The following is a 13010-nucleotide window of genomic DNA, read 5'->3' on the forward strand; positions in this document are numbered from 1 at the left end:
GTGTAATTGGATTTATACCCTATACTGGGTGTGTTCAGACGCTCTTAATCAATTGAATTAAAGAGATAATTTAAGCTGAATTATACCGTGACAACAAATTACTATGGCTTTTTCCGCTCGCCTTATTTTAAGTAGCGGCCTTGAAACAAGGTTTAAAAATTTAAAGAATATTTTAGTTTTATTGCACATGTTCACAACAAAGATTAATAAATATATTGCTCAACAATCTTACAAATAAGATTTGTGATTAAGTAAATAGTTTAAAAAAACTTTTTGACAAAAAAGTTTTAACTCAAGGAACGCTAACCTTTCCTAAGGTTAGGTGTGCACCTGAACAGCTGAAATACATTCTTTATCTTAAAACCTACTTGTAGGAGTTTTAGATAATGAAACGTATGCTTTTTAATGCAACCCAATCAGAAGAATTGCGAGTTGCGATTGTAGATGGTCAAAAATTAATCGATCTAGATATTGAACGTGGAAGTCGCGCTTTAAAGAAAAGTAACATCTATAAAGGTATTGTGACTCGCGTAGAACCTTCACTTGAAGCTGCTTTTGTAAACTACGGTACAGAGCGTCATGGCTTTCTTCCTTTCAAAGAAATTTCACCGCAATACTTTAAAGATTCAACTCAAAATCGCCCTCGCATTCAAGATGTCATTGAAGAAGGTCAAGAAATTATTGTCCAAGTTACAAAAGAAGAGCGAGGCAACAAAGGTGCCGCGCTTTCAAGCTACCTTTCTCTTGCAGGCCGATATATCGTATTAATGCCCAATAATCCGGATGGCGGAGGTGTTTCAAGGCGAGTTGAAGGTGAAGAGCGTAATGAATTCCGCGACCATATTTCTAACTTAGATATTACAGAAGGTATGAGTGTCATTGGTCGAACAGCGGGTGTGGGCTCGTCTCTTGAAGAGCTGCAGTGGGATTTAAATTATTTAAAACAACTGTGGACAGCGATTGAAGAAGCATCTCAAGGACAATCAGGCGCATTCCTAATTTATCAAGAAGGCAATCTTGTTATTCGTGCCATCAGAGACTACTTTCACCCTGAGATAGGTGAAATTCTCATTGATACGCAAGAGATTTATGATCAAGCGACACAATTTATGAATCATGTGATGCCAAACTATGTAGATCGCGTAAAACTCTATGAAGATGAAGTTTCTTTATTTTCTCGCTTCCAAATTGAGCATCAAATTGAATCTGCTTTTTCAAGAGAAGTTAGATTGCCTTCTGGTGGCGCTATTGTGATTGACCATACAGAAGCGCTTGTTTCTATTGATGTCAATTCATCGAGAGCCACTAAAGGAAGTGATATTGAACACACAGCATTTAATACAAATATTGAAGCTGCTGAAGAAGTAGCTAAACAATTAAGGCTTCGCGACTTAGGTGGTTTAGTTGTGATTGACTTTATTGATATGGAAAGCCAAAAAAATCAGCGCGAAGTAGAAAACCGATTTAGAGACGCGCTTCATCACGATCGCGCGCGAGTCCAAACAGGGAAAATTTCACGTTTTGGATTACTTGAGCTTTCGCGTCAGAGACTTCGTCCAAGTATTGGCGAATCAAGCAATAGTATATGTACCAAATGTAATGGCACCGGCTCAATTCGAGATATTCAATCATCTGCATTGCATATTCTTCGAATGATTCAAGAAGAAGCTATGAAAGAACATAATGCAACTATTTCAGCTCAATTGCCTATTGAGGTTGCTACATTCCTTCTAAATGAAAAGCGTTCAGATATATATAGTCTTGAACAGCGCTTAAAAGTTGAAATTATATTAATCCCTAATAAGCATCTTGAGTCTCCTAATTATTCAATCTCAAGTGCTAAACAAGAAGATATTACAAATCAATCTAAGCCAAGTTACCAAATGATGGAGTCACTTAATGAAGGTAATCAAGTTTTAAATTATAAACAAGCTTCCAGCGAACCAAAACAAGAGCCTTTAGTAAAAGGTATCGTTCCTGATACCCCTGCTCCGACAGGCTCGGGAAAACCAAATAAATCATTATTTGGATTCTTTAAAAATCTTATTGCTGGTGATGATGAAAATACTCAAAATTCTAATGAAGAAAAATCAGAGGTTTCAGAAACGAAAGAAAATAATCGTCCACGTCCGCAAAATAATAATCGAGGACGCAATAATCGTAATCAAAAATTTAAACAGCAGCATAATAATAAAAAACCTCAAGGAGAGACAAAACCTTCTGAGACAGATGTAACGCTTTCTTCAGAAAAACCATCTCCTGCTGAAACACGACCTAATCAAGATAACAATAGACGTGGGCGAAACAATAGTCGCGGTCGCTTTAACAAAGATCGCGGAACAAGATCGAATCAAGGTCCAAATGATTTTGAGAAAAAAGCTTTAGCGTCTCAAGATGCACCAATCTTAAATAAATCTGCTCCTGAAGCAAGGGCCCCTCAGGTTACAAAAACAGAGCCTAAGCCAATTGAAGCATCTAAAAAACCTACTCCTCCCAAACCTAGAAAAAGAGTAGAAGAAAAACCAGTTGATCTAAAGGCAGTCGGTCTTGAGCTTGTTGAAACAAAAGCAAAATCAAAACCTAAGGCCAAAAAAGAAGTCGAAGAAAAACCGAAAAAAGTAGCGCCAAAGAAAACAGCTGCTTGGCAAAAGAAAGAAAAAGCTAAAGATGAACCTATCGTAATGGTTGAAACAAAGGCTACAAAGAAAAAACCTGCTAAATAGACTGTTTAATAAAGCCTATTGCCAGCCAGCCAAGGTAAGCCATTAATATAGATCCTACGACATGAAGCGCAATAAGGGTGAGCGAGGCGACGAACTCATTCTTTTGCAACAGCTGGAAGATCTCGGCAGTAAATGCCGAGAATGTAGTAAGGCTTCCTAAAAAACCTATATTAATAATAAGTTTCAAGTCTGGGCTAAGATCACTAAAAAATTCAAAAGCTCCCATCGAAACACCCATTAAAAAGCCACCCATAAGATTGACTGTTAATGTTCCTAACGGAAATATCGGATGAAGCGAATTTAATAATATACCTATACCCCAACGACTCCATCCGCCAATAGCTGCAGCAAAGCCTATATATAAAAAATTTTTCAAGATAATTTTAAGAAATGCTCGCGATAATATTTCAATTCGTCGATCGAATCATATATGTCTGATAAGGCTTCATGTTTGCTTGTTTTTTTAAAACCTTGGTAGAGCGAAGGTCTCCATCGACGAGAAAGCTCTTTAAAAACACTGACGTCTAGATTTCTGTAATGAAAATAACTTTCTAAATTGGGCATATGTTTTGCCATAAAACGTCGATCTTGGCAGATTGAATTGCCGCACATCGGTGATTTATTTGGTGCAATATGTTTTTTTAAAAACTCAATGGTCGCTTCTGAAGCGTAAGCCTCATCAAACGATGATTGCTTAACCTTTTCAATCAATCCTGATTTTGAGTGGGTAGATTGATTCCATGTATCCATACCATTCAATACCTCATCTGGCTGATGAATAACAATGACTGGGCCTTCTGCAATTATATTTAAATTAGGATCAGTAACTACTGTGGCCAACTCAAGCACTTTATCAGCCTCAGTATTAAGGCCGCTCATTTCCATATCAAGCCATATTAAATTATCGTCCGAGGAGCTCATCATGATTTCCATTAAAATAGTACTGATTGATTAAAACAATCTACAACGTGAGATTGTTTTCATACAGAATACTAGAATATTAACTTAATTCAGAGATATTATGGACGAAATACTACGCAACACCTTTATTGCTGTTCTTGCTTTAAGCACAGGCATTCATCTATGGCTTGCAAGAAGACATATTAACTTTGTGTCTAATCACAAAAATAAAGTGCCTGATGCCTTTAAAAAAAATATCACGCTTAAAGATCACCAAAAAGCTGCGCATTATGCAATCGAGAAAAGTGAATTAGGTTCAAAGGATACAATCGTCCAAGCCTCCCTGCTGCTGCTCCTTACTTTAGGAGGATTGATTAGTTCAATCTCTCATCTTTTTGATTCAATTTCATCTCCGCTCTTAAAAGATATTGCATTAATCTTAAGCGTCATGTTTGTAAGTAGCCTCGTTGATCTACCTTTTAGTTATTACAAAACATTTAAGATTGATGAAGCGTTTGGTTTTAATCGCATGACAAAGAAACTATTTTTTTCAGATCTTTATAAACAGATGATTTTAGGTTTATGTCTTGGCCTGCCTATTTTATTTGTTGCATTGTGGATGCTACAAAATGCTGGGGCATATTGGTGGTTTTATCTATGGGCAGTTTGGAGTTTATTTAATCTTTTAATTCTTGCAATTTACCCCACTTGGATTGCTCCTTTTTTTAATAAATTCTTACCCTTAAAAGATAAAACTTTAAAAACTAAGATTATTGCGCTCTTAAAAAAATGTGGTTTTAAATCTCAAGGATTATTTGTAATGGATGGTTCTGCAAGAAGCAACCATGGCAATGCATACTTCACAGGCTTTGGTAAAAATAAACGTATCGTATTTTTTGATACGCTTTTAGAGCGTCTTAATCATAATGAGATTGAAGCTGTCTTAGCTCATGAGCTAGGCCATTTCCATCATAATCATGTTAAAAAAAGAATTGTAATGATGTTCCTCGTAAGTTTTATTGGCCTTGCTATTTTGGGTTATTTAAAAGATCAATTATGGTTTTATAATGCATTAGGTATTGTTGAACCTACAAATGGCAGCGCCTTGCTTCTTTTTATATTGGTTGGCCCTACTTTCATTTTTTTCATAAGACCTATCATGGCATTCTATTCGAGACAAAATGAGTTTGAAGCTGATCGCTATGCTAAAACACACTCGAGTGCCAAGTATCTTAAAGAGTCGCTAGTTAAACTTTACCGAGATAATGCATCAACTTTGACGCCTGATCCTTTATATTCCGCATTTTATGACTCCCACCCCCCTGCGTTACAGCGTATCGCAAGACTATAAAATTTCAAGAAAGCTTTTTTACCATTAACCAATGGTAAAATGTCATCTACTTATATGGCATAGCGCTCATAAATATGGACATTACAACACGCCTGGAATTTGATGCAGGGCACCGCATACCGAATCATAAAAGTAACTGTAAAAATTTACATGGTCACCGTTACGCAATTGAGGTTACTGTAACGGGCCCTATTCATGACGACAGAAAAAGTTCGGACTTTGGTATGGTGATTGATTTCTCTGATGTAAAGCAAATCATTAAGGACTTAGTCGTTGAGCCTTGGGATCACGCATTTATTGTTTATCGTGACGATAAAGATATTGTAAATTTTTTAAACACGCTACCAAATCATAAAACTGTCATATTTCCAGTTGTACCAACAGCAGAAAATATGGCATCAGAAGCTTACCGAATTTTAAATGCTGAATTTAATAAGCGCTTTAATGATCAGCTTAAAATAAAACAAATTCGCATGTATGAGACACCCAATAGCTGGGCTGATGCTATATAACTGAGATTACCAAATAAGCTTTTTTTCGCTCTTCATTTTACCCAAATAAGCCTCATGAATTTTAAGTTCTTCGTCGCTTGCTTTGAGCACAAAAAGATTGGCAGGACGATGGGTATTTTTTTCTCCTGCAACATCTGATCCGTTATATTGAAAATCAATCATCAAATCTTCTTGTCCGCGAGTCATAGCAAGATAAACTTCAGCTAAAAGTTGAGCATCTAGTAAGGCGCCATGGAGACTTCTTTGCGAATTATCTATATTATAAAAACGGCATAAAGCATCTAAACTATTTCGCTGTCCTGGCCTCATGTCCTTTGCCATTTTTAACGTATCAATAATATTTTCAACTACACCTTCAATAGGCGGCCTTTCGATCAATCCTAGCTCCATATTAATAAAACCCACATCAAATGGTGCATTATGAATAATAAGTGTTGTATCTTTAATGAACTCAATAAAATCAGAAGCGATTTCTGTAAATTTTGGTTTATCTTGTAAGAAATCTAGCGTAATGCCATGAACCTCTTGAGCTGCAGGATCAATTTCTCTCTCTGGATTTAAATAAAAATGAAAAGAATTACTTGTGGGGCGACGATTTACGATTTCAACCGCTGCAATCTCAATAATTCGATGCCCTTGATTTGCGTAAAGGCCAGTTGTTTCTGTGTCTAAAAAAATGTGTCTCACTACAATCCCTTTAATAAGTTATCAACGCCCTGATTTGCAAGCTGATCAGCTTTTTCATTGCCATCATGTCCTGCATGCCCCTTGACCCACAACCATTCAATAGAGTGACCAGAAGTTAATTCATCCAGTCTTTGCCATAAATCTATATTCTTGATAATTTTCTTGCTACTATTTTTCCATTGATTGCGCTTCCATGAATGAATCCATTCCGTAATACCTTTTTGCACATAAGTAGAATCCGTATATATTACAATGTCAGCCTCCTGTTTAATGATTTCAAGCGCTTTAATTACAGCTAATAATTCCATACGATTATTCGTAGTATTTTTTTCACCGCCACAGATGGATTTCTCATTGGCTCCTGATATTAATAGAGCGCCCCAACCGCCATCACCTGGATTTCCTCTGCAAGCTCCATCTGTATATATTGTGATGGTAGATTTCATGATTTAACTTTAAAAGTTCTAGATTTTTGTGCTGAATATACCGGGGTTTTAATCAACTTCTTTTTCCATAAAGGTTGAATAGCATGCATACCATGCACTCTCTTTTGTATCACAATGAAATAAAATCCTCCCAACATAGGCCACCATCTATCACCTAATTTTTCCATAGCATGTATTTTTTTTAACCATGATGATTGCTGTATTGGAGGAACATAACATCCCATTTTTCCTTCAATCATTTCTAACCCCACGATAGGAAGCCACTCTTTAATTTTACTAAGTGATATAAATTTTGCATTCCAAGGGTAATCAATATCAAAACTTAAAAGTCTTTTTAAACCCCATAAGCTTGCTGGATTAAATCCTGTGATGATGAGGCGTCCTTCAGGCATAAGAACCCGGTGGATCTCTTTAAGTAATTCATAAGGCTCAACCATTTGCTCTAATATATGAGGGGCAATAAGTAAATCTACTGAGGCTTCATCGAAAGGTAGTGCCTCGTTTGAGGTCATTAAATCAGCATGATTTGAATTTAATGAAAATTTATTTTGAATGCGTGACTGATCTAAAAAATCAATATCGAAATTACCCATTTGAATGGCATAGAAGCCAAACGTATCCATAACAACAGGATTTATATAATCATATTCTAACGCAAGTAAATATTGGCCTAAGGGGCTTTTAAACCATTCTTGTGGTGAAATTTTAGGCATAAAAATATCTTATAATGATCTAAATACTTTACTATGAATACAAATGACAGGCTACAAAGAAAATCAATTAATTCACATCGATCCTATTGAAGCCTTTCAAGATAATTATATTTGGTTAATTCATAACGATCAAAATAGTGTAATCGTTGACCCAGGGGACGCTGGTCCAGTCATAAGTGCTCTAGAGAGAAAAAATCTTAATCTAGTCGCCATCTTAATCACCCACCATCATGCCGATCATATTGGCGGGGTAATAGCGCTTCAAGAAAAATACCCACATATTAAGATCTTTGCGCCACAAAAAGATAAATACGATTTTGTCAATATAAGCCTTAAAAATGGAGACGAAATTAATATTCCAGAACTTCAAATAAACTATAAAATAATTGAAATTCCTGGGCATACCCGAGGTCATATTGCCTATTACGATAAGAAAAACCTTTTCTGCGGCGATACGCTTTTTGCCTGTGGTTGCGGCAAAATATTTGATGGAACCCATGAGCAAATGTATAACTCGTTAAAAAAAATTAGCGCCCTACCTAAAGATACAAAAATCTATTGTGCGCACGAATATACTAAAAAAAATATTTCATTTGCCTTGTCACTTGATCCAGATGATACAAATTTAAAATTAAGAAAAGCACTTGTATCCAACATAAAAAATACTATTCCATCCTCACTCGAGGAAGAATTAAAAACTAATCCTTTTTTAAAATGTACTTCACTAGAAGCATTTAAGCGTCTTAGAGATCTTAAGGATCAGTATTAATATGACATCACTATTTAAATATGCCTTACTTTTTATTTGTATTTCAGCATCAATGATACCAAGTGCTTTTGCTGAGAAAAATATTCTAGGAGAGGAAATTAGTATTCTAGATATCGATGTGCTTGATCAAGAAATTAATAAGCTTAATTCGTTAAACTTGAACTCCGCTGCTTCATCCAGTAAACCACAAAATTACCAAGCCAATAAAGCTGAAATAAATCTGTGGCAACGCATTTATTCTCGATATGACATTAAGAATGAAAACAATTCGAGGTCTAAGAAATATGAAGATTGGTATTCCGCTCGACCTGAGTATGTAGAAAGGATGATGGATCGCAGCCAGAAATATCTATTTTATGTTGTAGGTGAAGTAGAAAAAAGAGGTATGCCATCAGAAATAGCCCTTCTTCCGATGATAGAAAGCGCTTACAACCCCATTGCAAATTCAAGAAGTAAAGCTGTAGGTATATGGCAGTTTATTCCCTCCACAGGGAGGCTTTACGGTTTGAAGCAAGACTGGTGGCATGATAAAAGACGTAATGTGGTGGAAGCGACAAATGCAGCACTTGATTACCTGCAAAGGCTTCATACATTATTTGGCTCATGGGATCTTGCTTTGGCTGCTTATAATGCTGGTGAAGGTACTGTCGGTCGCGCTATAGCTAAAAATAGAGCGAAAGGCCTGCCAACGGATTATGCAAACCTTAAACTTCCAGGTGAAACAAAAGATTATGTGCCAAAGCTACAAGCTATTAAAAATATTGTTTCAAACCCAACACAATACGGACTTTATATAGACCCAATACCGAATAAACCGTACTTTACATCTGTGGAAGCCCCTGCCGTGATTGATGCCGATCTTGCTGCGAATCTTGCTGAAATTTCTTATGATGAATTTTTACTTTTAAATGCTGAACATAGAAGACCTCTTATTAGAACAAATGATAAAACACAACGATTAATTTTGCCGATTAATGCAGCGGATACATTTGTAAAAAATCTTAGTCAAAATGAAAAACCTTTAGTGTCCTGGAATATATATCAACCAAAACATAATGAAAAAATTAGAGCAATAGCAAATAAATTCGACATGCATGAAAGTGATCTCATAAAAGCTAATGATCTGAATCCTCAAAAAGCAATCAAGGCCTCTACCATGATGTTAGTAGCTAAAAAAGAAGGTGCGGAGTCAAATGCCAATCAAGATGTTTATGAATCAAAAATTCAAAATGATAAGAAAGTTGAAGGCTTAGTGAAGCCTGCTGAGCACAAAGTTAAATCAGGAGATACGCTTAATAAAATTGCTAAAAGATATGATATACGTATCGATGAACTAAAAGACATTAATCAAATGACTTCCTCAGACATTCAAATCGGATCCATACTTCAACTTCAAAGAAATAATTAACTTTATTACGCATAATATGTATTTTAAATATATTTTCCTCTTCTTTGTTTGTCTTAACCTAACTTCTTGTAGCGATAAGAAAGAGGTTGTTTATAACTTTGATGGTACTTTTAATATTGAAAAAGGCGGCACACTTATCGATGCAATGTCTGGCGAGCCGAGTAATCTCATTTCGATGATTGCAGGAGATTCGGCATCGTCAGCCATCTCAGGAAATATTTTTAATAAACTTATTAAATATGATAAAAATTTAGAACTAGCCCCTGAAATAGCAGAAAAATGGTCAATATCAAGCGACCAGAAAACAATTACTTTTTATTTGAAGAAAAATCTTAAATGGTCTGACGGGCAAGACTTAACCAGTGAAGATGTTCTTTTTACTTGGAAACTTGTCACTGACGACAAAACGAGAACTCCCTATGGCTCTGATTACAAGTTAGTTGAAAGGGCTGAAGTTCCAGATCCTCATACATTCCGAGTTGTATATAAAAAAGCATATGCACCAGCCCTAGACAGCTGGGCGACTCTTCAAATTCTTCCGAAACATATCTTAAAAGACGAAGATATTAATCGCACTTTTTTCTCAAGAAAACCCGTTGGCTCTAGTTACTACAAATTAGCACAATGGGTTAATGGTGAAAAATTAACTTTGGAAGCTAGCCCCTCTTCAGTCATGGGCGAACCTAATATAGGCAACCTAACTTCACGCTTCATCCCTGACACATCTTCTCAATTTTTAGAACTGATCGCTGATAATATTGACCTCATGAATATTAATCCTATTCAATTCGCACGTGTGATTCCATCTAGACCAGACCTAAAGAATAAATTAGCACTATATAAAGAACTTGGAAATAGTTACACCTATCTTGGCTTTAATTCAAAACATCTCCCATTTAATGATATTAAAGTAAGGCAAGCGATTAACTACGCAATTGATAAGCAGGAGATTATTGATGGTGTACTTTTAGGATTAGGGGAGCCCGTCGCATCCCCATATAAACCTGGAACTCGATGGAGCAATCAAAAACTTCATCCCTACCCTTACGATAAAAATAAGGCACTTAAGTTACTTCGTGAGGCAGGCTTTAACGACACTAATAATGATGGTATTTTAGAAAAAGATGGCAAACCTTTCTCATTTGAGATTCTCACGAATCAAAATAAGCAAAGAGAAATGACCGCAGTCCTTATTCAAAGAAGACTTAAAGATGTAGGTATTGATGTAAAAATTCGAGTGATTGAATGGGCAAGCTTTGTAAATCAATTTATTAAAACTGGTGATTTTGATGCTGTCATTCTTGGCTGGAGTTTATCGCTTGATCCTGATCAATATAATATTTGGCATTCGTCACAACAAAAACCTGGCCAATTTAATTTTATTGGATACAACAATAAAGAAGTCGATCAATTACTTGAAGAAGGTCGTACCGAATTAAATCCTGACAAACGAGAAAAAATATATCATGCTTTTTCAAAAATCTTATTAAGTGATAGTCCTGTGATTTATTTATATGCTGGGTATGGTCTCACTGCTATGAGCAAACGTATCAAAGGAATTGAGTCCCCTACGCCGCCTGCTGGAATTGCGTATAATTCATACGAATGGTTTATTCCCTCCACAGTCAGAAGAAATGAAATAGCTCAATAAAATGCTTAACTATTTAATTAAACGCTTGTTATGGATGATCCCAATGCTCATTGGTATTAGTCTTATTTCATTTTTTATTATGCACTTAGCACCAGGTGACATTACCGCATCAGAATCAGCATTCAATCCAAAAGCATCTGAAGAGTCTCGTCAAAAACTAAGGGCACTTTATAACTTAGATAAACCCTTGGTTACGCAATATAGCTTATGGTTAAAACGGATTGTTAAATTAGATTTTGGTAATTCATTTGCTTCGCATCAGCGTCCTGTTCTATGGGAAACAAAAGATGATAAAGGCAATATCACTAAAGGTATGATTCAAGATGCTTTACCTATAACCCTGATGATTAATTTGATAGGGCTACTTATTATTTTTGTGCTTTCAATATTTCTAGGTGTTGTTTCAGCAGTCAACCAAAATCGATGGCCGGACCGACTCATTACCATCATTGTCTTCGTAGGCTTTGCGGTGCCTGGTTTTTGGTTGGCGCTTTTATTAATGTATTGGACTGGCGTCACTCACTCTTGGCTTCCTATTTCAGGCCTGCATAGCGTAGGGTATGAAAAGATGGGTCTAATGGCTCAATACCTAGATTTAATTAAGCATCTAATATTGCCAGTCTTTGTTTCAAGTTTAGGCGGCCTCGCAAGTATTTCACTGTATGTCAGAAATGGAATGTTAGATGTACTTCAACAAGAGTTTATTACAACAGCGCGCGCAAAAGGCCTAACCGAAAATAAAGTAGTTTATGGTCATGCATTAAGAAATACATTATTACCGCTCATCACTATAATAGGTCTATCGATTCCGGGCTTGATTGGGGGTTCTGTAATTGGAGAATCAATTTTTGCAATTTCTGGAATGGGTAAATTATTTTTTGACGCTGTTTTGATGAGAGATTTTCCAGTGGTAATGGGAATCCTTACGATCGGATCTGTCTTAACGTTATTTGGAAATTTAATCGCAGACATTGGTTATGCATGGGCAGATCCAAGAATTAGGCGAGGTATTACAAATTGAAAATCCTTACGCAAAATCCACTCGCTTTAAGTGGTTTCATTATTATTGTCTCTGTTCTTTTTATCGCAATATTTGCTCCATGGTTATCGCCTTACGATCCAAATTACATTGATATTCATTCCATACTTCTCCCCCCTTCTGTCTCCCATTTTATGGGAACTGACGGACTAGGAAGAGATGTTTTTTCACGCATGCTTTATGGATCTAGAATTTCGCTTTTAGTAGGCATAGTCGCTGTAGGTATCGCTACTGTCATTGGGACATTTTTAGGAGCTGTTGCTGGATTTTATCGAGGCTATATCGACTCTATTATCATGCGGTTTGTAGATATTATGTTATCCATTCCTACTTTCTTTCTCATACTTGCAGTGATAGCGTTTTTAACACCGTCGATTTGGAACATTATGATAGTGATTGGATTGACTTCCTGGATGGGCGTTACACGCCTTGTTCGTGCAGAGTTCTTAAGTCTCAGAAATCGAGAATTTATATTAGCAGCCGAAGCTATGGGCGCTTCAGATTACAGGCTTATTTCAAAGCATCTACTCCCTAATAGCCTAACACCCATCATCGTAACTTCGGTTTTAGGTATTGCAAGTGCGGTGTTAACTGAATCTGGATTGAGTTTTCTTGGGCTTGGGGTTCAAGCACCACAGTCCTCATGGGGTAATATTTTGACTGATGGCAAAGAGTATATTCAGTTTGCTTGGTGGCTATCATTATTTCCAGGACTGGCTATTTTGATTACAGTCCTAGGTTATAATTTACTTGGTGAAGGCTTAAGGGATTTACTTGATCCCAAAAACAAGAATCAGCAAAAATAAAGGGT

Annotated in this window: 13 protein-coding genes; 8 read left to right on the forward strand and 5 right to left on the reverse strand. The window is 36.3% G+C overall.

Features of this window, described 5'->3' with window-relative positions:
• The first annotated feature begins 386 nt into the window (after positions 1–386).
• Complete coding sequence (locus FIT63_RS03860; RefSeq protein WP_140006640.1) at positions 387–2723, forward strand: Rne/Rng family ribonuclease; 2337 nt, start codon at positions 387–389, stop codon at positions 2721–2723.
• Here the strand turns inward: FIT63_RS03860 and crcB are convergent.
• A complete protein-coding gene (crcB, locus tag FIT63_RS03865) occupies positions 2716–3099 on the reverse strand; it encodes a fluoride efflux transporter CrcB (RefSeq protein ID WP_223259872.1) in 384 nt (127 codons plus the stop codon). The genes FIT63_RS03860 and crcB overlap by 8 nt on opposite strands.
• Positions 3096–3656, reverse strand: coding sequence for an oligoribonuclease (orn, locus tag FIT63_RS03870; protein WP_223259874.1), 561 nt, complete (start codon positions 3654–3656; stop codon positions 3096–3098). The genes crcB and orn overlap by 4 nt, the downstream gene beginning before the upstream one ends.
• An 88-nt stretch (positions 3657–3744) precedes the next feature.
• Here orn and FIT63_RS03875 point away from each other — a divergent pair, with 88 nt between their 5' ends.
• Positions 3745–4974 (forward strand): M48 family metallopeptidase, encoded by a 1230-nt coding sequence (locus FIT63_RS03875; RefSeq protein ID WP_140006642.1) that lies wholly within the window; start codon positions 3745–3747, stop codon positions 4972–4974.
• A 74-nt stretch (positions 4975–5048) separates the two neighbouring features.
• Positions 5049–5486, forward strand: a complete 438-nt coding sequence (queD, locus tag FIT63_RS03880) for a 6-carboxytetrahydropterin synthase QueD (RefSeq protein WP_140006643.1) — start codon at positions 5049–5051, stop codon at positions 5484–5486.
• Positions 5487–5492: 6 nt separating this feature from the next.
• Here queD and dnaQ read toward each other — a convergent pair whose 3' ends face one another.
• The 3 genes from dnaQ to FIT63_RS03895 are packed head-to-tail and all read right to left on the reverse strand — an operon-like array spanning position 5493 to position 7332.
• Entirely contained in the window at positions 5493–6173 is a 681-nt protein-coding gene (gene dnaQ, locus FIT63_RS03885) for a DNA polymerase III subunit epsilon (protein ID WP_140006644.1), read from the reverse strand.
• Positions 6173–6619: a ribonuclease HI gene (gene rnhA, locus FIT63_RS03890; protein WP_140006645.1), complete on the reverse strand. Its 447-nt coding sequence runs from the start codon at positions 6617–6619 to the stop codon at positions 6173–6175. Before rnhA ends, dnaQ begins: the two co-directional genes overlap by 1 nt.
• Complete coding sequence (locus FIT63_RS03895; protein WP_140006646.1) at positions 6616–7332, reverse strand: class I SAM-dependent methyltransferase; 717 nt, start codon at positions 7330–7332, stop codon at positions 6616–6618. Before FIT63_RS03895 ends, rnhA begins: the two co-directional genes overlap by 4 nt.
• 43 nt (positions 7333–7375) lie before the next feature.
• Between FIT63_RS03895 and gloB the strand changes: the two genes are divergently transcribed.
• Genes gloB through FIT63_RS03920 form a run of 5 tightly spaced genes read left to right on the forward strand, consistent with a single transcriptional unit; the run spans position 7376 to position 13005 of the window.
• Positions 7376–8101: a hydroxyacylglutathione hydrolase gene (gene gloB / locus FIT63_RS03900; protein WP_140006647.1), complete on the forward strand. Its 726-nt coding sequence runs from the start codon at positions 7376–7378 to the stop codon at positions 8099–8101.
• Between the two features lies 1 nt (position 8102).
• A complete protein-coding gene (locus FIT63_RS03905; RefSeq protein ID WP_140006648.1) occupies positions 8103–9509 on the forward strand; it encodes a transglycosylase SLT domain-containing protein in 1407 nt (468 codons plus the stop codon).
• A gap of 16 nt (positions 9510–9525) precedes the next feature.
• A complete protein-coding gene (locus tag FIT63_RS03910) occupies positions 9526–11160 on the forward strand; it encodes a peptide-binding protein (protein WP_140006649.1) in 1635 nt (544 codons plus the stop codon).
• A 1-nt stretch (position 11161) separates the two neighbouring features.
• Entirely contained in the window at positions 11162–12181 is a 1020-nt protein-coding gene (locus FIT63_RS03915) for an ABC transporter permease (protein ID WP_140006650.1), read from the forward strand.
• Positions 12178–13005, forward strand: coding sequence for an ABC transporter permease (locus tag FIT63_RS03920; RefSeq protein WP_140006651.1), 828 nt, complete (start codon positions 12178–12180; stop codon positions 13003–13005). The genes FIT63_RS03915 and FIT63_RS03920 overlap by 4 nt, the downstream gene beginning before the upstream one ends.
• Positions 13006–13010: the final 5 nt, after the last annotated feature.

It is taken from the genome of Candidatus Methylopumilus planktonicus, from assembly GCF_006364715.1.
GTDB lineage: Bacteria > Pseudomonadota > Gammaproteobacteria > Burkholderiales > Methylophilaceae > Methylopumilus > Methylopumilus planktonicus_A.

Excerpts from the sequence above, each read along its gene's own strand:
- FIT63_RS03905 (WP_140006648.1), top strand. The coding sequence starts at position 8,103 with ATGACATCACTATTTAAATATGCCTTACTTTTTATTTGTATTTCAGCA.
- rnhA (WP_140006645.1), bottom strand. The coding sequence starts at position 6,619 with ATGAAATCTACCATCACAATATATACAGATGGAGCTTGCAGAGGAAAT.
- FIT63_RS03915 (WP_140006650.1), top strand. The coding sequence starts at position 11,162 with ATGCTTAACTATTTAATTAAACGCTTGTTATGGATGATCCCAATGCTC.
- FIT63_RS03875 (WP_140006642.1), top strand. The coding sequence starts at position 3,745 with ATGGACGAAATACTACGCAACACCTTTATTGCTGTTCTTGCTTTAAGC.
- orn (WP_223259874.1), bottom strand. The coding sequence starts at position 3,656 with ATGGAAATCATGATGAGCTCCTCGGACGATAATTTAATATGGCTTGAT.
- queD (WP_140006643.1), top strand. The coding sequence starts at position 5,049 with ATGGACATTACAACACGCCTGGAATTTGATGCAGGGCACCGCATACCG.
- FIT63_RS03860 (WP_140006640.1), top strand. The coding sequence starts at position 387 with ATGAAACGTATGCTTTTTAATGCAACCCAATCAGAAGAATTGCGAGTT.
- gloB (WP_140006647.1), top strand. The coding sequence starts at position 7,376 with ATGACAGGCTACAAAGAAAATCAATTAATTCACATCGATCCTATTGAA.
- FIT63_RS03910 (WP_140006649.1), top strand. The coding sequence starts at position 9,526 with ATGTATTTTAAATATATTTTCCTCTTCTTTGTTTGTCTTAACCTAACT.
- FIT63_RS03895 (WP_140006646.1), bottom strand. The coding sequence starts at position 7,332 with ATGCCTAAAATTTCACCACAAGAATGGTTTAAAAGCCCCTTAGGCCAA.